The sequence below is a fragment of the Faecalibacterium sp. genome, assembly GCF_052358865.1.
GTDB classification, from domain to species: Bacteria; Bacillota; Clostridia; order Oscillospirales; family Ruminococcaceae; genus Faecalibacterium; species Faecalibacterium butyricigenerans.
In genome coordinates this window covers 35697-53674 of the sequence record NZ_DAWCVJ010000003.1, presented here as the reverse complement: position 1 = coordinate 53674, position 17978 = coordinate 35697, and the positions used below count along the sequence as shown (strand labels likewise).

17 protein-coding genes and 1 tRNA gene are annotated in these 17978 nt (G+C 61.3%); 11 read left to right on the top strand and 7 right to left on the bottom strand.

Features of this window, described 5'->3' with window-relative positions; all coding sequences use genetic code 11:
* Positions 1-39: 39 nt before the first annotated feature.
* The 4 genes from ACT8X9_RS01150 to ACT8X9_RS01135 all read left to right on the top strand — a co-directional run bounded on the left by ACT8X9_RS01150 (position 40) and on the right by ACT8X9_RS01135 (position 3445).
* Positions 40-663, top strand: a complete 624-nt coding sequence (locus ACT8X9_RS01150) for a twin-arginine translocation signal domain-containing protein (RefSeq protein ID WP_227620695.1) — start codon at positions 40-42, stop codon at positions 661-663.
* A 162-nt stretch (positions 664-825) separates the two neighbouring features.
* Positions 826-1389: a twin-arginine translocation signal domain-containing protein gene (locus ACT8X9_RS01145; protein ID WP_444267844.1), complete on the top strand. Its 564-nt coding sequence runs from the start codon at positions 826-828 to the stop codon at positions 1387-1389.
* A gap of 248 nt (positions 1390-1637) precedes the next feature.
* Positions 1638-2273 carry a phosphoribosyltransferase gene (locus ACT8X9_RS01140; protein WP_444267843.1) on the top strand — a complete coding sequence of 212 codons (636 nt, stop codon included), beginning with the start codon at positions 1638-1640 and terminating at the stop codon, positions 2271-2273.
* A gap of 221 nt (positions 2274-2494) precedes the next feature.
* Positions 2495-3445 carry an ROK family glucokinase gene (locus ACT8X9_RS01135; protein WP_444267842.1) on the top strand — a complete coding sequence of 317 codons (951 nt, stop codon included), beginning with the start codon at positions 2495-2497 and terminating at the stop codon, positions 3443-3445.
* Between the two features lie 61 nt (positions 3446-3506).
* Here the strand turns inward: ACT8X9_RS01135 and ACT8X9_RS01130 are convergent, their stop codons facing one another.
* From ACT8X9_RS01130 to ACT8X9_RS01115, 4 genes are all read right to left on the bottom strand, one after another.
* A complete protein-coding gene (locus ACT8X9_RS01130; protein ID WP_249233999.1) occupies positions 3507-5291 on the bottom strand; it encodes an ABC transporter ATP-binding protein in 1785 nt (594 codons plus the stop codon).
* 161 nt (positions 5292-5452) lie between these two features.
* Positions 5453-6172, bottom strand: coding sequence for a YggS family pyridoxal phosphate-dependent enzyme (locus ACT8X9_RS01125; RefSeq protein ID WP_444267841.1), 720 nt, complete (start codon positions 6170-6172; stop codon positions 5453-5455).
* Between the two features lie 5 nt (positions 6173-6177).
* A complete protein-coding gene (locus ACT8X9_RS01120; protein ID WP_227620689.1) occupies positions 6178-6738 on the bottom strand; it encodes a TIGR01440 family protein in 561 nt (186 codons plus the stop codon).
* A gap of 14 nt (positions 6739-6752) precedes the next feature.
* On the bottom strand, positions 6753-8066 hold the full coding sequence (locus tag ACT8X9_RS01115) for an SMP-30/gluconolactonase/LRE family protein (RefSeq protein WP_444267840.1): 1314 nt from the start codon (positions 8064-8066) through the stop codon (positions 6753-6755).
* A gap of 269 nt (positions 8067-8335) precedes the next feature.
* Between ACT8X9_RS01115 and ACT8X9_RS01110 the strand changes: the two genes are divergently transcribed.
* Together ACT8X9_RS01110 and ACT8X9_RS01105 are read left to right on the top strand one after the other, a co-directional pair.
* A complete protein-coding gene (locus ACT8X9_RS01110; RefSeq protein WP_227620687.1) occupies positions 8336-9022 on the top strand; it encodes a response regulator transcription factor in 687 nt (228 codons plus the stop codon).
* Between the two features lie 18 nt (positions 9023-9040).
* Positions 9041-10567: a sensor histidine kinase gene (locus ACT8X9_RS01105; RefSeq protein WP_444267839.1), complete on the top strand. Its 1527-nt coding sequence runs from the start codon at positions 9041-9043 to the stop codon at positions 10565-10567.
* A 61-nt stretch (positions 10568-10628) separates the two neighbouring features.
* Here ACT8X9_RS01105 and ACT8X9_RS01100 read toward each other — a convergent pair whose 3' ends face one another.
* Positions 10629-12197, bottom strand: coding sequence for a lipase family protein (locus ACT8X9_RS01100; protein ID WP_444267838.1), 1569 nt, complete (start codon positions 12195-12197; stop codon positions 10629-10631).
* A 157-nt stretch (positions 12198-12354) separates the two neighbouring features.
* Entirely contained in the window at positions 12355-13233 is an 879-nt protein-coding gene (locus ACT8X9_RS01095) for a LysR family transcriptional regulator (protein WP_444267837.1), read from the bottom strand.
* Positions 13234-13519: 286 nt separating this feature from the next.
* Here ACT8X9_RS01095 and ACT8X9_RS01090 point away from each other — a divergent pair, with 286 nt between their 5' ends.
* Positions 13520-13816: a hypothetical protein gene (locus tag ACT8X9_RS01090; protein ID WP_444267836.1), complete on the top strand. Its 297-nt coding sequence runs from the start codon at positions 13520-13522 to the stop codon at positions 13814-13816.
* A gap of 169 nt (positions 13817-13985) precedes the next feature.
* Positions 13986-14360 carry a UxaA family hydrolase gene (locus tag ACT8X9_RS01085; RefSeq protein ID WP_444267835.1) on the top strand — a complete coding sequence of 125 codons (375 nt, stop codon included), beginning with the start codon at positions 13986-13988 and terminating at the stop codon, positions 14358-14360.
* 230 nt (positions 14361-14590) lie between these two features.
* Here ACT8X9_RS01085 and ACT8X9_RS01080 read toward each other — a convergent pair.
* A tRNA-Lys gene (locus ACT8X9_RS01080) sits at positions 14591-14666 on the bottom strand.
* Between the two features lie 259 nt (positions 14667-14925).
* Between ACT8X9_RS01080 and ACT8X9_RS01075 the strand changes: the two genes are divergently transcribed.
* The 3 genes from ACT8X9_RS01075 to trxA all read left to right on the top strand — a co-directional run bounded on the left by ACT8X9_RS01075 (position 14926) and on the right by trxA (position 17815).
* The gene (locus ACT8X9_RS01075; RefSeq protein ID WP_412588854.1) at positions 14926-16152 is read left to right on the top strand and encodes a DUF3048 domain-containing protein; all 1227 of its coding nucleotides are present in this window, start codon (positions 14926-14928) and stop codon (positions 16150-16152) included.
* Positions 16153-16173: 21 nt separating this feature from the next.
* Positions 16174-17271, top strand: coding sequence for a DUF3048 domain-containing protein (locus ACT8X9_RS01070; protein WP_444267834.1), 1098 nt, complete (start codon positions 16174-16176; stop codon positions 17269-17271).
* Between the two features lie 235 nt (positions 17272-17506).
* Positions 17507-17815, top strand: a complete 309-nt coding sequence (gene trxA / locus ACT8X9_RS01065) for a thioredoxin (protein WP_249233989.1) — start codon at positions 17507-17509, stop codon at positions 17813-17815.
* Positions 17816-17978 lie beyond the last annotated feature (163 nt).

Below are 17978 nucleotides of genomic sequence, written 5' to 3'. Positions count from 1 at the left end.
TTTTTTATTCATAAAACGATTTCAAGGAGGGACACATCCATGTCCAATAAGATTTCCCGCCGCACCTTCCTCAAGTGCACCGGCGCTTCCGCCGCCGCTCTGGGCGCTGCTGCCATGCTGGGCGGCTGCGGCTCCAGCACCAGCGACGCCATCGAGGTCAAGGTGGGCGATAAGGTCAGCAACTGGAACAATCTGGGCGTCCAGCTCACCAGCGTCTTCACCATGAGCACCACCCCCGACCTGCCCGACCACGAGTACGTCGCCGTCCTCATCACTGCGGTCAACCGCTCCGGCGCGACCACCTTCAACATCGGCGCACAGAACCTCGCCGAGCTGGATGCGGCCTACCCTCTGGACAATGAGGCCACCAAGATCGACGTCGCCCGCCAGTATTTCCACGCTCTGGCTGCCTCCACCACCGACTTCACCGCCACCTGTGACGGTGCCGAGGCCGAGGTGGGCGCTTACATCCAGCTCTACAACGCTGACGCCCAGAGCTTCTCTGAGTCCACCAACCTGCCCCCGCAGGGTTCCGGCTACATTGAGCTGATCTGCTGCGTCCCCACCGGCTGGCAGAAGCTGAACGTCACCTTCGTCCCCACCTTCGTGGCCAACAAGAGCCTGACCTTCACCCTCAGCTCTTCCGATATTGCACAGGCCTAAAGGCGTTTTTCCCGGACGAAATTCCGTCCCACGGGCAGATCTTTCCCCACAAAATTTTGTGAAAACCATTGACATCTGCTCATTTTTCGCCTATTGTATAGGCAAGACGCCCTTCGGGGCAGTACAATGATTTCTGTGTTTCTACATAAAGGAGGAACGATCATGTCCTTAGAATTCAATCGCCGCTCTTTCCTGAAGTACAGCGCCGCCGCTGCTGTGGCTGTAGCTGGTTCCAGCCTGCTGACCGGCTGTGGTGAGGATGAGTACCAGAAGACCGGTAAAATCGGCAGCACCCTGAAGCTGATGGGCACCTTCAAGATGAAGGATGCGCCCACATTCGATAACGGTACTTTCAAGACCACCATCAACATTAAGTGCACTACGGACAAGGTTCCTCTTTGCGTGACTAGGGGTAACTTCGAGCTTACTGTAAACAGCACTGGCAAGAGCAAGGATGACGTGGACTATCTGGACAATGCCATCACTGTCAAGCGTCAGGGTGCAGGCTCTTCTGGCGGAAAGTTCGATTTGACGACTGATGACGGTGAACAGGATTTCGATATTACTGTTACCGGCGTTACTCTTAAGGATGGCGACAAGGTCGAGTTCAAGTACTGGCCCCGTATTCAGGCCAGCAGCGGCAACAGCGGCTATACCCGTGCTTTCTGCACTTGGAAGATGACCGCCAAGGTCGATAGCAATACTGGCAAGGTTACCTTCGGATAATTTCTTATTTCTGCACTCCGCGCCCAAGGCTCACGCCTTGGGCGTTTTTGTTCGCCCTGTTTCGTCGATATGCTAAATTCAGGGCAAAGAATTTTAGCAGTTTTATGTCTTGTGCACAGGGGGCTTTTCCTGCTACAATAGGGACATACCAACCGGGGAGCGCAGCGGCCGGTCAAGTGCCGCCGCGCTGTTTCCTTTTGAGGGATGGGCGTCCTGCCTGATTTCACAAGAACAGGAGTGTGCAGTTTATGATCAATATGGTAAAACTTCCCACCAACAAGAGCAGTCTGTTCCTGCGCGTGGCAAAGGGCCACTTCGCCACCAGCCACAGCCACATCAACTACTACATCGACGTCACCACCCAGAAAGCCCGCCTCTCGGAGGCCAAGGCCGTCGCCAAGGAGCTGGTGGCCGCCTATCAGCACAGCACCATCGTGGACACCGTGCTCTGTCTGGACGGCACGCAGGTCATCGGCACCTGTCTGGCCAACGAGCTGACCAAAGACGGCTTCGCCAACATGAACGCCCACCAGACCATCTACGTCATCACCCCTGAGTACGCCAGCGGCAGCCAGATCATCCTCCGCGACAACCTCGCCCCGATGGTCAAGGGCAAGCACGTCCTCATTCTGGCCGCCTCCATCACTACCGGCTACACCGCGCAGGCGGCCATCGAGGCCGTCAACTACTACGGCGGCACTGTGGCGGGCCTGTCGGCCATCTTTGCCACCACCCACGAGTGTCTGGGCATCCCGGTCACATCCATCTTCGACCCCTCCAGCCTGCCCGATTACGCCAGCTTCGACAGCCGCGACTGCCCCATGTGCAAGGCGGGCCAGCACATCGACGCGCTGGTGAACAGCTTCGGCTACTCAGCTCTCTGAACTCTGCCCCTTCCTCCCTCTTTCTCCCCGCTGTGCAGCGTGCATGGCGGGGAGTTTTTGCATCCGCGCTTCCTTTCTGCGATTTCGCCAAAAATCGCAGTCCATTTCCGTCCGATTGCATAAAATCCGGCCTGCCCTCTGCTCTTTTGGGCCGGAGTATGTTATACTGTTGTCAGCTAAAAACGGCGGACGACCGCCGCAGAAAAAGGGGTAAATGAATCATGAAAGAATACGCATTCGGCATCGACCTCGGCGGCACGACCGCCAAGGTCGGCCTGTTCACCACCTCGGGCGCACTGCTGGAAAAGTGGGAAGTCCCCACCGACACCTCGAACGCCGGTGAGCACATCCTCGAAAATCTGGCCGACGCCATCCACGCCAAGATGGCCGAGAAGGAGATCCCCTCCGAGCAGGTGGAGGGCGTCGGCATCGGCGTGCCCGGCCCTGTGCTGGACAGCCGCATCGTCCCCATCATCTGCGCCAACCTCGGCGGCTGGGGCGAACGGAACGTCTCGGCCCAGCTGTCCGGCCTGCTGGATGGCATGAAGGTCTTGGTGGGCAACGACGCCAACGTCGCCGCTCTGGGTGAGATCTGGATGGGCACGGCCAAGGGCTGCCGCAGCGCCGTCATGGTCACGCTGGGCACCGGCGTGGGCGGCGGCGTCATCGTCAACGGCAAGGTCATCGACGGCGCACACGGCGCTGGCGGCGAGATCGGCCACATCACCGTCAACCGCCACGAGACGGCCACCTGCGGCTGCGGCAAGCACGGCTGCCTCGAGCAGTATTCCAGCGCCACCGGCGTCGTCCGCTGCATGAAGAAGCTGCTGGACGAGAACCCCGACGCTGACTGCGTCCTGCGCGGCAGAGATTTTGAGGCCAAGGACGTCTTTGACGCCGCCCGCAATGGCGACGCTCTCGCCGCCCGCGAGGTGGACGAGATGACTGACACCCTCGGCATGGCTCTGGCCACCATCGCTGCCACCACCGACCCCGAGATGTTCCTTGTGGGCGGCGGCGTGTCCCGCGCAGGCGACGTCCTCTTTGACCCGCTGGTGGAGCACTACAAGACCTACGCCTTCAAGTCCTGCCGCGAGACGCCCATCAAGGCCGCAAGCCTTGGCAACGACGCCGGCATCTACGGCGCAGTGCGGCTCATCGTGGGCGACTGATATTTCTCACTATAAAAAAACAAGGGGCTGCTGCAAGCAGCCCCTTGTTTTTATGGAAAAATTATAACGTGTCTTCCCCCGGCAGCTGGTTCCACAGGCGGTAGTAGACGCCCTTCTTGGCCAGCAGCTCGTCGTGGGTGCCGGACTCTTCGATGCCCTCCGCGCCCAGCACGAGGATACGGTCGTAGTCCTTGATGGTGGTCAGGCGGTGGGCGATGGTCAGGGTAGTGCGGCCATGGGCCAGCTTCTCGAGGCTCTGGCCCACCAGGATCTCGCTCTCGTTGTCGAGGGCGCTGGTGGCCTCGTCGAGGATGAGGATGGGCGGGTTCTTCAGGAAGACCCGGGCGATGGCGATGCGCTGCTTCTGACCGCCCGAGAGCTTGACGCCGCGCTCGCCGACATAGGTGTCGAAACCGTCCTTCAGGGCGCGGATAAACCGCTCTGCGCCCGCCAGACGGGCCGCCTCGATGATCTCCTCCCGGGTCGCGCCGGGCTTGCCGTAAGCGATGTTGTCCGCCACAGAGCCGCTGAAGAGGTAGACCTCCTGCTGGACGATGCCGATGTCCTCCCGCAGGCTCTTGAGGGTGACGTGCTGGATGTCCTGCCCGTCGATGAGGATGCGGCCTCCCGTCACCTCGTAGAAGCGGGGGATGAGGTTGCACAGGGTCGTCTTGCCGCCGCCGGAGGGTCCGACCAGCGCCAGACGCTCTCCGGCCCGGATGTCGAGGCTGACATGGTGCAGCACCTTGTTGTGGTCGTCGGGGTACTCGAAGCTGACGTCCTCGAACCGGATGGCGCCCGGGCCGGGCTGCAGGGGCTTGGCATCCTCGGCGTCCTTGATGGTGACGGGGGTGTCCATGATCTCCGCAAAGCGCTCGATGCCGGTCATGCCCCGCTGGAACTGCTCGGCGAACTCCACGATGCGGCGGATGGTGGCGATGAGGGTGGTGACATAGAGCATATAGGCCACGAGATCGCCGGCGGTGATCTTCCCATAGACCAGCGACAGGCCGCCTGCAAGGATGACCACCAGATACATCAGACCGTCGAACAGGCGGGTGGAGGTGTTGAAGGCCGCCATCGCGTAGTAGCCCAGCGTCTTGATGTGTTCAAAATCCTTGTTGCCCTTGGCGAATTTCTCCCGCTCCTCGTCCTCGGCGGCGAAGGCCTTCACGACGCCCTGCCCCAGCAGGCTGTCCTCGATGGTGGCGTTCAGCTCACCGATTTGGATGCGCTGCTGGCGGAACCGGGCGCGCAGGCGCTGGTTCAGCTTGACAGACACGATGCCCATCAGGGGCACGCAGGCGAACACCGCCAGCGTCAGGGGCACGCTGGCCTGACACAGGATGAGGAAGGAGGCTATAATTTTGATGCCCGCGATAAAAAATTCCTCGGGGCAGTGGTGGGCGAACTCGGTCACATCGAACAGGTCGTTGGTGATGCGGCCCATGATGGTGCCGACCTTGGTGTTGTTGTAGTAGGTGTGGTCGAGCTTGAGCAGGTGGTCGAAGGCGTCCCGGCGCATATCCGTCTCGATGTGGACGCCCATGATGTGGCCGATGCCGGACATGAAATACTGCGCTGCGCCGTCGATGATGCGGAGCACGAAGTACACCGCCGCCAGCTTGAGCACGATGCCCGCCGTGAGGGTGATGCCCACGCCCATGGCGGAGTTGGTGATGGTGCTCATGATCTTGGGCAGGATGATATCGCACAGGGTGGTCATCGCCGCACAGAACAGGTCGATGAACAGGGTCATTTTGTACTTTGCCAGATAGGGCAGGAAGCGCCGGATGAGTGCGCCGCTGCTGGTATGCCGCGCTGCGGGGTCTTTGACGTTTTGCATGGTTCCTCCAATTTTAAGTTTCTGGGTTTAAACCTCTCCGTCACGCCTGCGGCGTGCCACCTCCCCTAACGAGGGGAGGCTTTGGCATTCCGTAAAGCTTCACCTCTTCGCCAGAGGCTCCCCTCGATAGGGGAGCTGTCGAGCGAAGCGAGACTGAGAGGTTACTTCTTCGAATAATCTCTCTCGCCGTAGATGGCCGTGCCGATGCGCACGAGGGTCGCGCCCTCGCGGATGGCATTCTCGAAATCGCCGCTCATGCCCATGGAGAGGGTCTCCATCTTCACGTTGGCGTAGCCGCGCTCTCCGGCCTGCACGAACAGCCGGTACACCTCGGCCAGATACCGGCGGTTCTGGGCATCGTCGTCGTTGACCGGGGGAATGGCCATCAGGCCCTTGACCCGGATGTGCTCTTCGGCGGCGGCAGCGTCCAGCAGGGGCCAGAGCTGCTCCGGCGAGACGCCCGACTTCGACGCCTCACCGCCGATGTTCACCTCCAGCAGCACATCCTGCACGATACCGGCCTTGGCCGCCTCCTTCTCGATGGCGGTCAGCAGGTGCTCGCTGTCCACGCTCTGGATGAGGCTGGCCCGGCCCAGCACCTTCTTGATCTTATTGGTCTGCAAATGGCCGATGAAGTGGCAGGGCTTGCCGCAGTAGGCTCCGGCGTCGAAGTTTGCGCAAAGCTCCTGCACATGGTTTTCGCCAAAGACGTCGATGGCAAGGGCCGCGCTGGCGGCGACGGTGTCGGCGGTGCGGGTCTTGCAGGCCGCACAGAGCTGCACCCCGGCGGGGTCGCGGCCCGCCTCCCGGGCCGCAACGGCCATCTTTTCCCGGATGGCCTCTACGGCCTCCCGCATCTCGTCCAGATTCTTTTCTGCCATAAAGCTCAATCCTCCTCGGTATATTTTGCGCGCTCGCCGCCGATGAGCTTCGGGCGGGTGCGAGCGCAGAGAATATTCGCTTCGCCGATCTTTGAAAGGCTCAGCCGCACCGGCACGGCCACCCGGCGCAGATGCATCCCGATGAGGGTGCCGCCGATGTCGATTCCGGCGTGGGCACGGATCTCTTCGACGGCGATGGGGTCACGGAACTGCTTCCAGCAGGTGGTGGCCCAGCTGCCGCCCGCGTGGGGGCGGGGCACGACGCAGACCTCCTCCCAGCCGTATTTCCCGGCGGCCTCCCGCTCGAGGATGATGGCCCGGTTGAGGTGCTCACAGCACTGTGCCGCCAGCCAGATCCCATTTTCGGCCAGCACCGGCGCAATGCCCGCGTAGACCGCCTGCGCAGCCTCAAGGCTGGAATCCTTGCCGATGTGCCCGCCGACGATCTCGCTGGACGAGCAGCCCACCACAAAGACATCCCCCTTTTTCAGCTTTGCCTGCGCCAGCAGCTCGGTCACAGCCTGCCGCGCCTCGTTTTCGATCTGCTTTTTGAACTCTTCCGTCATAAATAACACCTCGTTTACACTCTTGCCGACAGCAGGCCGGCAGAGCCTGCCGCACCGAAATACACTTTGCTGCCCGCCGGGCAGACTGCGGTACAGCCGTCCATCTCCCGGCCCGTGAAGGTCCGCTCCCAGCTGCCGTCCGCCGTATCCACCGCCTCAGCGCAGGGCGCGTCCGCCGACAGGCCGAACAGCTTCTGCTGCATATTTTCACCGGCCCGCAGAGCGATGCTCCGCAGCAGGGTGCGGTCCGCGTTCTTTTCCAGCCAGTTGCTGCGCGCCCAGCGGTAGCTGACGTAGAGGATGCCGTCCTCGTCCAGCGCCAGTGCGCCGGGGTAGCCCGGCAGGCCGGAAAGGAAGCTTTTGCAGTTCTTCCCCCCGGCAGTCAGCTCCCGGGCGTCGGCGTCCACGGCCCAGACGCAGCGGCTGCCGAGGTCGGAGACATAGAGCGTCCTGCCGTCCTCCGAGAGGGCCAGCCCCGACGCGCCCGCGATGCCCCCCAGCACCCGCTGCACCGAACGGTCGGCCGGGTCGTAGACGTAGACCCAGCCCGTGCCGGTGTGGGCCAGAAGCTCGGTGCGCAGCGCACCTTCCAGCCCGTTTTTCACGCTGGTCTCCGCCGCGGCGGCAAAATAGACTTTTCCGTCCGGGCCGACCTCCACCGCCGACAGCGCACCCAGCGGTGCGCCGTCCAGCTGGGTGACCACCGGCTCCACCGAGGTGCCCCAGCTGTCATGCCGGGCACGGCAGAGGGTCCCGCCGGTGGGCGTCACGACCGTCAGCCACAGATCCCCGTTTCCGTCAAAGGCAAAACCTGTCAGCTCCCCCTCCACGGACAGGATGGCCGCATCGTGCCCGCCGTCGGTGCGGACCAGATCGCTTTTCCGCTTTTTCATTGATGCACCGTCGTAGGCCGCAGCGTAGACAAGGCCGTCCTGTGTGCGGACACAGTTCACGCCCAGATAGTCCCCCAGCTTCCAGCCGTCTTTGCTGTCGGCGGACAGCTCCGTCCGGGCCGCGCCGGCGTCCTGCCGGACATCCGGGACGGTGTAGGCTTTCGGCGGCGTCTCAATGGGCCGCAGCAGCAAGCCGTAGGCCAGCGCCGCCAGCAGCAGCAGGGCAAAGACATTGCTGGCCACCCGGAAACGGGTCAGCAGAGCCTCCCGCTCGATGGCGGCCTGTGCTTCCAGCTGGGCTTTCCGGCGGGCCGCTGCCGCCGAGGTGCGCTGGGCGCGGCGGAGCCACCGGTCTACGAAAAGGGCCACGTTCGGCCCCACCGTGAGGGATGCGATGAAGAGGAGCAGTACCAGCTCTACAAATCCAATGCGCATGAACAGTTTTCCTTTGCTGTGTCAGATTTTTGGTGTTGCTTTTATCATTGTAGTATAGCACACTTCGTTTTTTTTTCCAAGACGGTGCTGGACTTGACACGCCCCTTATGCCCAGGCTGGGATGTTTTCCCAAAAAATCTACCCAAAATTCACAGAAATTCCTAATTGATAGGGTATGATAGAATCAGACTTCGTATCCAGTTCCGCCGGGCTGCATCTGAGCCGTCCCGGCGCTTTGAGAGATATAAGCTTATGAGGAGGAATGCCTTATGGCAAAAATTCTGATCGTTGACGATGAGCCGCGCATCCGGGAGCTGATCCGGGAGAATCTGCAATATTCGGGCTACACCTGCGAGGAGGCCGGCGACGGCTCTGCCGCCCTGTCCCTGCTGTCCGGCGGCGGTTATGATCTGGTCATCCTCGATCTGATGATGCCCTTCATGGACGGCATGACCTGCCTGCGGGAGATGCGCACCCGCCGCATCAACACCCCCGTCATCATCCTGACCGCCCGCGGCGAGGAGTACGACAAGCTGGCGGGCCTCGAGGGCGGTGCCGACGACTATGTGGTCAAGCCTTTCTCCCCCCGGGAGCTGGTAGCCCGCGTCCGGGCCGTGCTCAACCGCACCATGCCCCGCACAGAGGCTTCCGACAGCACCATGACCTTCGGCGAGCTGTCCATCGACACGGCCAGCCACACCGTCAAGGTCTCCGGCGAGGAAGTGAGCCTGACCCCCAAGGAGTTCGACCTGCTGGTCTTCCTCGCCTCCAACAAGGGCATCGCCCTGAGCCGGGAGAAGATCCTGCAGAAGGTGTGGAACTACGACTACTTCGGCGAGGACCGCACCGTGGACACCCACGTCAAGATGCTGCGGGGACATCTGGGCAAGTGCCGCAGCTACATCGCCACGGTCTGGGGCATCGGCTATAAGTTCGACCCCGACGCGGCGCGTTAAGCGGAGGTTCTGCTCTTCATGCGGCAAACGAGCAAGACACGGCGCACCATCGGCATCCGGGGCCAGCTCATGGGCTTTCTCTGCTTCATCTGCTTCCTGCTGGTGGGGCTGTTCTGGTTCCTGAGCACCCAGCTGCTGGAGCCTCTCTACACCACCCATATCCAGAAGCAGCTCACCGAGCAGGCCGAGGCCATCGTCGCCCGGATGGATGAAGCCATCGAGCGGGGCGAGACGCTGTCCTACTGGGCCTTCGGCAGCCAGCTCTACGTCAACAACACCTTCTTCAACTCGCTGCGGGACGACATCTTCGAGACGGGCGGGATGAGCAGCTTCTGCATCGACATCTCCGACACCACCCTGCGGCAGATCTTCAAGGTGGACAACCTCTCCTACTGTAACCTCCACCGCACCCGCCCCACCGACTCCTCCGACGAGAAGGCGGCCTACACCACGGCCCGCGCCATGCGCCAGCTCTGCCGGGAGAGCGGCGGCGCGGTGGTGCGGAAGATCAATCCCCCTTCGCCCTCCGGCTCGGTGCAGCTGATGGTGGGGCGGATGACCGCCGACGGAAATTACACCGTTCTGGTCACCACCAGCCTCATGCACGTCGCTGAGGCCGGCAAGGTGCTGAGCACTGTCCTGCCGCTGGCTGCAGCCCTCATCTTCGCCTTCTCCATGTCGGCGGCGTGGCTCTTCAGCGAATGGTTCACAAAGCCTCTGCGCGCCCTCTCCGGGGCCGCACGGCAGGTGGCACAGGGCAACTACGCCGTCCATGTGGACTCGGTGCGGAACGACGAGCTGGGCGATCTGGCACAGGAGTTCAACCACATGGCGAAGGAGGTCCAGCACGCCTCCCAGATGCAGCGCGACCTGCTGGCCAACGTCTCGCACGACCTGCGCACCCCGCTGACCCTCATCAAGGGCTACGCCGAGACGGTGCGCGACCTGACCGGCGACGACAAGAAGCACCGCGACGAGCAGATGAACATCATCGTGGACGAGACCGACCGCCTGACAGCCCTTGTGTCCAGCGTCATGGAGCTGAGCAAAGTGACCAGCGGCGCGCTCAAGTGTGAGAAGGTCCACTTCGACATGGGCCAGCTCTGCGACGAGGTCAGCGAGCGGTACGACGCCGTCTGTGCCCAGAACGGCTGGCAGCTCAAGCTGGAGCTGCCCGACGAGGAGCTGCCCGTCTGCGCCGACCCCGACATGATGCAGCGGGCGCTGCACAACCTGCTGGGCAACGCCATGCACCACATCGGCGAGGACGGCATCTTCGTGCTGCGGGCGCTGCGCTGCCCCGAGGGGGTGCGCGTCGAGGTAGAGGACCACGGCCCCGGCATCTCGGCGGAAGACCTGCCCTATATCTTTGACCGGTATTACCGCTCCCGCTCCGACGCGGGCAAACAGGGCACCGGCCTCGGCCTCTCCATCACGAAAGCCATCTTCCAGCAGCACGGCTTCCGCTTCGGCGTCCACTCCACGGTGGGCAGGGGCACCGTGTTCTGGTTCATCATGACCGACGCCGAAGAAACTTCGGCATAACAAAAAACGGACAGCGACCCAAAATCGTTGTCCGTTTTTCTGTTTTGCTCTTGTCCGGGCCTCAGGTGCGGGTCGTGGCTTCCATGCAGTGCTCCGAGGGGGCGTAATACTCCATCAGGGCGGTGTAGTTCTCGAAGTGGTGGCAGAACGCTGCACGGATCGCATTGTCGGGGGCGCTCCGCATAGACACGAACATCAGGATGTACTTTGCAATGAGGCTCACCGCCTCGCTCTCAAGGCCATAGCAGAGGCCCACGGCCAGCACCGGCACCACGATCTGCTGGGCACGGATGGGGATGCTGCCCGTATCGACCCGCTTGAGGACGGCACGACTCATGGTGGACGCCGCCCAGACGGCGTGGGAGATCTTCCAGTAGTCCATGTTCTTCAGGTGGGTGAGGGTGCGCAGACGCTGGATGACCTCGCCGTCGTCGAGGATCTTGTTCTCCGTCACCTCTTCCTCCGAGCGGATGAAGGTGCACTGGATCATGTCCATCAGGGCCGCCTCGTAGTTCTCATGGTAGTTCTCCCGGGAGATGAAATATTCCTCCATCTTGAGCATAAGCTCGTGGGTCTCTTCGTTGGTGGCAAGCCAGCTGAAATCCAGCGGCACGGGGCCGAAATCGTTCCTGCCCATCTCGTTGAGGTCGTTCAGCTCCTCTTCGTTCCGGGTGGAGGGGAGGAAGCGGTCGTTGCCGTTCCGGTGGTAGCCCCATTCCTCGGGCATCAGGCAGGGCACGATGTCGCCGCTGGAGACGATGTTGAAGATATTGCTCTCGCCCCAGCTCTCCTTCAGGGTGCCGTCGGCGTTGTGGTTGTTGTCGTAGTCCTGCTGCAGGTTGGGGTAGTCCTGCGGGCCGAGGGCCACCGGCGTGGCAAAGGTGTAGACGAAGACGTCCTCCCGCGCCAATCCGGGCAGCTCTTTGTTGAGGCGGGCGGCGAGAAGGTTCGCCACCGCAGCGCCCCGGCTGTAGCCGCCCATCCAGAGCTTGACAAGGCCCAGTCCACCCGCCTTCTGGGCTGCGGCCAGATAATTTTTCAAATCGGTGAACACCTCGTTCACCGGGATGATGAAGCCGCTGTGGGCATGGCCTGCGCCGGTGTGCAGGTTGCTCACCCACTCGCCGCCATAGCCGCCGCCCCGCAGGATGAGCGCCACGATGGTGGTCCGCCTGCCATTCAGGGTGATGGTCTTGCGGGCGGTGGACCAGCCCACGAAGTCACCGGCCTTGCCCACGTCGATGTCGTAGTAACGATACTTCGCATCGCCGTAGCCCAGCTTCGTATAGGCCGCGTCGAGGCTGTTCTCGCGGCCCACATCCCCGTTGGCCCAGTATTTCGCCTCGCTGGCCCATGTATTGAATGCCGCGCCCACCATGCCCAGCGTGGCCAGCGCCAGCTGGTGGTCATACTGGAGGGACGAGTGCGCAAAAAAGCTGTCGCTGTAGTAATATTCGTGCTCAATGTCCATCTGGCTCAGCTCGCTGCGGAACGACAGGCTGTATTTTCCCGACGGCACCGCGCGGCCCACCGTCTGGTTCTTCGCGGCTGCCTCGGCCCGGGGCAGAGTCAGCCCGGGCGCAAGAGCGGCACTGCAAGCCAGCGCTTTGCAGAAATCACGTCGTTTCATGTTCTTTGCCCCCTGCTGTTATGATAAACTCCATTTTATTTGAGGTTTGCTATAGTATACCGTATTTTGCCTCCGGATACAATCATCATTCTACAGTTCTGCATGAAAAAAACGGACCGCAGTGCTGCGGCCCGTTCTCTCACGATTCTTAAAGAGGCTATGCGTCCATCTGGTGGCAGAAGTCCACGATGTGATGGAACATCTGTTCGACCGCCGGGGCCATCGCCGTGGGGCGCTGGACCGCCAGACCCACCACGCGGTCTTCCTCCGGCTCGATGGGATAAATCTTGACGGCCGCGGTGCAGCTGCGCAGCAGCATCCGGGGCATGATGGAGATGCCAAGGCCCGCTTCCACCATCGCAATGTTGGACTGGTCATCGATGACATGGCAGCGGCGCTCTGTAGAGATGGAATATTTCTTGAGGAACTGGCGCATCTCGGCGTCGGTGGCGTCGCACTGGACAACGAAGCTCTGGCCGTTCATCAGCTCGGGGGTCATGATGCCGTTTGGCGGCTCGGGCCAGTCCTGCGGCACGATGCAGAGCAGCGGCTCCCGGAACAGCTCCGTCAGGTTGAACTCCTCCCGGCAGGTGGCGGACAGGAAAGCCAGATCCACCTGACCGGTGCGCAGCCACTCCTTCACATCATCGTAGGTGCCCTGATAGACCTCCACCTCGATCTGAGGGAAGCTGGCCATAAAGCTCTTGAGGATCTGGGGCAGCAGACCGGCGCAGACCGAGTTGAACGCACCCAGCTTCACCTTGCCCTTTTCCAGACCGTTGAGGCGGGCGATGCTCTGCTGCAGGGCTTCGTCGCTGTTGAGCACCGCCCGGATGGACGGGTAGAGCGAGGCGCCGTAGCTGGTCATGGTCACGCCGTTTTTGCCGCGGTTAAATAAGGTAAAGCCCAGTTCTGCCTCCATCACCGCGATGGCGTGGCTGATGGCAGAGGGGGTCAGGTGCAGCTGCTGGGCCGCCTTGTTAAAGCTGCCCTGCCGCGCAACTGCATCGAAAATCTCGTAGGAAAACAGCGTCATGCCCCAAGCCTCCTTCCGTTTTTCAGTTCGGAGACGCCCGTTCTTCTGTGAATCTTTTTCACCTTGTAGATGCTATGCATCAATTTTCTTTTTGAGTGTACTATCCTATCTCCGCTTTGTCAAGCGTCCGGACCTCAATTTTGGACGTTGGACTAAATTTCTGCTCTTAAAACGCCATTTATCGGGTATATTTGCGCCCTTTCGGGGCGGTTCTCGGTCATTTTTCACAAATTTTCCGGGCGGAAACTTCTCGGCTTCCGAAATTTCATCGTTCTCTTAGGGCCGTTTGAAAAACGCCCGGGACTCCTTCGACCACCTCCTGCGCAACCGGCGGCTGAATACCATCATCTCTCCTGCCATCATGGGCCTCGGCAGGGAGCTTATGGCGCTGGTACGCAACCTCTGGACTCTGATTCTGATCCTTGCCATCATCATCGTCGGCAACATCTCGGCGACCTTTGCGGGCGCTTTCGTCATCCTGCTGAACCATTTTGTCGATCACTTCCGAAAGAGCGACCTGAAAGACCTCATCGTCCGCTCCGCAGAGCCGGTGCTTCTGGGCAAAATGTACAGTTCATCCTGAATGTGACCTTGGGCGAAAAAAGAATGTCGTAGCTGCCTTTGCCGGTGACTTGGAAGAGGCTCATGCTGTGGGCGTCGCCTTTATCTGTGAGCAGTCTCAGTGCCCCGTCGTAAGAAGAGATCGAGGCTTATCTCTCGCAGATCCCCCCAGACAAGACCATCCCGGAGCAGTGGGCTATTTCCACCACCAAGGCTGCTGCCAGCTTCCGCCTGACCTCGACCGTGTCACCGAAACGCTCATCTCGCTGGGCAAAAGCCCCAATGTGGCAGCGGTCTTGGTGGTGAGCCTCGGCCGCGGCGCGCCGCAGGGCTTTCCTACCATGCCCGTCCTGAAGGTGTGCGGCAACCCCAACACCTACGAGCGGATGTCGCACGATATGGACATCAACGCCGGCCGTATCATCACCGGCGAAAAGAGCATCGAGGAGGTAGGCGAGGAGGCCTTTTCCGCCATTCTCGACCTGCTCTCCGGCAAGCAGACCAAAAATGAGACCCTCGGCTATCACAGTTCCATCGATATTTACACTCTTGGCCCGGTCATCTGATCCACAACCGCCCAAGAGATCTCCTCCTATTTCTCCTGTTCGGGCATAACACCCGAAAGCAGCGGGGCCGCTGCAAAATGATAAATACCCTCAATACTGGACACCCGGTATTGGGGATATTTACTACAAAAATTTTCAGATTTGTCACATTTTCCAGCCCATTTTCAGCATATAAAAACGAAAAGCCACGATTTGCACCGCATTTTCAACGGTCAATCGTGGTTTTTTCTTGGTGCGCTCGAGGGAACTCGAATCCCTGGCCCTCTGATTAAAAGTCAGATGCTCTACCGGCTGAGCTACGAGCGCATATTTTCAGTTTTGCATATATTGCCGAATAATAATACCACAACCGCGCCCAAAAAGCAAGAGGGAAGTGCAAAAAAGTGGCCTGTGCACCGCCCACAGCGGAGCCGTCCGCTTTCTTTTATAAAAAGACTCCGGGCCAGCCCTGTGCTCTGGCGGCAACTCCCTCTTTACAAATGGGACGCAAACCAGTACAATCAAAACAGAACGCACCGCCCCGTCCCGTATGCGGCGGGGCTTTTTGATAGGAGGCTGTTTTATTATGAAGATCTCTCGTCGGTCCGTCCTTCATGTTTCCGGTCTGGCAGCGGCAGCGCTGGCTCTGACCGGCTGCTCTGCATCCGGCAGCGCCGCGCTGGGCGGCAGACTGCCCGGCCTGCTCAAAGGCCTGCTGGGGAAAGGCGAAGCGGCCGCTTCGTCAGCCCCGTCCGAGGCATCCAGCGAGATGGCCGCCTCCTCGCTGCCCGAGATCGAACAACCGGAACCCGGCCCCTCCGCCCTGCCCGACTACGACGCCGACCTGCTCACCGGCATCGAGCGCAGCACCAACAGCCGCCCGGTGGCCGTGATGGTGAACAACATCGCCAACTCCCAGCGTCAGAACGCCCGCCCCCAGCGGGGCATCGGCAGCGCCGACCTGCTCATCGAGGCGAAGGTCGAGGGCGGCATCACCCGCCTGTGCGCCGTGTTCAGCGACGCTGACAGCATCCCCGAGGTCGGCCCCATCCGCTCGGGCCGCGACCAGTTCCTCCAGCTGCTCATGCCGTGGAACATCCTCTATTACCACGACGGCGAGAGTATCTTCTGCACTCAGTTCGTCAATGTGTACGGCTACTCCGGGCTGAACATCGGCGGCAAGAGCTACTTCAACACCCCCACCCACCCCATCGTCTCTCATCGGAACAACCGCGGCCGGGACGTTGCCTACGAGCACACCGAGTTCACCTCCGGCAAGGAGATCTGCAAAGCCGCCTCTGATGCCAAGATCAGCCTCTACGCTCCCAGCGAGGGCACCATCTTCCACTTCGCCGACTACCGCACCGACGAGGTGAACAAGCTCCCGGGCGAGCCTTCCGCCAAGAAGCTCACCATCCTGCATTCCGAGAGCTACCGCACCTCGTTCAGCTATTCCGCGTTCAGCCACACCTATGCGATGCAGATGTACAATTCCTCCAAAAAGGCCACCGAGAACACCGTCGATGAGCTGACCGGCGCTCAGCTCACCTTCGAGAACGTCGTGGTCTGCTTCGCCGACATGGACGCCTACGCAGGTGACTCCCACGATGTGCAGGAGGTCCGGTACATTCAGGGCGGAAAGGCCTATCTCTTCACCCGCGGCGGCGTGCAGGTGGGCCGCTGGGAAAAGACCTATCCCACCAACCCCCTCAAGCTCTACACCAAGTCCGGCGAGGAAATGACCCTCAACCGCGGCAAGACCTATTTCGCGCTGGTGGACGAGGACGAGCGAAGCAATTTCAGCTACCAGTAACGCTCCATGAGGGACACGATGATGAAACGCATTCGAACCGCGCTCTGCCTCATTTTAGCCGCTGCGCTGCTGGCAGGCTGCGCCTTTCTGCCCAGCGAGAGCGAACCGGAGGCCTTGGCACCTGCCGACCCCCTCACCGGCCATCCGCTGGAATGGCCGGGCCAGCGCCCGGTGGCCGTGACCATCGAGAACAGCACCGCCTCCACCACCCAGTGGGGCATCTCCTCCGCGTCGGTAGTGCTGGAAGCCCTCACAGAAGCCGGGATGGCCACCGAGCTTTGCCTCGTCTATCCGGCGCTGGCCACCACCCCCAAGGTCGGGCCGGTGGCTGCCGGACAGGACATCTACTGGCGGCTGTTGGTGGGTCAGCAGCCGCTTCCCGTGCAGCGGGGCGGGGGACAGTTCGACCAGAATTATCTGGACTACTACTCCATCCGCGCCGTGGACGCGCTGGAAGCCGGACGCACCGCGTTCGACTGTGGCAGCGAGTGGAGCAATGCGCCGCTGTGGTACACCAGCGGCAGTGCCGTCTCCAAGGTGCTGGATGCACTGAGCATCTCCGCCGCCCTGACCGAGTCCCGGGTGACGAGTGCTGCGTCTGCGGCTGCCGCCAGTGCCTCTTCCGGGTCAGACGCCGTACTGACCGTTCCGGCGCTTCTGCCGCAGGAAGAAGACGGCAAGCTGCCCGATGCCACCGCGCCGGACGCCGTGAACGTCCGGGTCTGCTTTGACGACAACAACGCCACCGGCTTCGCCTACGACCCGGACAGCGGCCTTTACCGGATGCTCCACGCCGACGGCACGCCCCAGCTCGACGCCAACAACGGCCAGCAGGCCGGATTCGACAATCTGCTGGTGCTGTTCAGCGCCTCCGCGCTGCGGGACGACGGCAGGACCTACGACTTCGACCTGAGCATGGGCGGCGGCGTCTGGCTCAACGGCGGACATCTGTGGACCATCACATGGACACAGGGGCAGGACAACACCCTGCTGTTCTACGACGCCGATGGCCGTACCATGAACATCAAGGCAGGCACGAGCTATATCGCCCTCGTCACCAGTGTGACCGGGCAGGAGCTGACCGTCACGAATTCCAGCGGGGAAGAGATTCTCGGATGAACAAAAGGACTGCGCACAGGTTTTCCTCGTGCGGCAGTCCTTTTTTCGTTACTACGGCTACGTCGCCGGCAAGAATGCCCTGAAGGACATCTGAGCCTGAGACTATCTTTTCCGAAGCCCGGCGCAGGAAGCCTCCTGTGCCGGGCTTTTTGTGATTCGGTCACGGAAAAACGCCGCGCTTTGGGGTATACTGTCCCTGTCAGATGAAAAAATACTCTTTCAGGAGGCAGTAAATATGGCAGTCATCACCATCACGAAAGAAAACTTCGACGCTGAGGTGCTCCGGAGCGCCCAGCCCGTCCTGCTGGACTTCTGGGCCAGCTGGTGCGGCCCCTGCCGGATGCTCAGCCCCATTGTGGACGAGGTGGCCGAGGAGCGCACCGACGTCAAGGTGGGCAAGGTGAACGTGGACGAGCAGCCCGAGCTGGCGGCTGAGTTCGGCGTCATGAGCATCCCCACCCTGCTGCTGTTCGAGAACGGCAAACTGACCCGTCAGGCCGTCGGTGCCCGCCCCAAGAGCGGCGTGCTGGAGCTGCTGGGCTGAAAACCAAGAACTGCGGGGAGCCGCTGCACAGGAAAACGCTGTGCAGCGGCTCCTTTTTTGCGCTCCCATCATCTCAAAGCGGGCTTTCGTGAAATGATTTCGCCTTTCTGTACAAACGCACAGAAAAATCGTATCATAAAATTGAAAACACGGTCACTTTCAC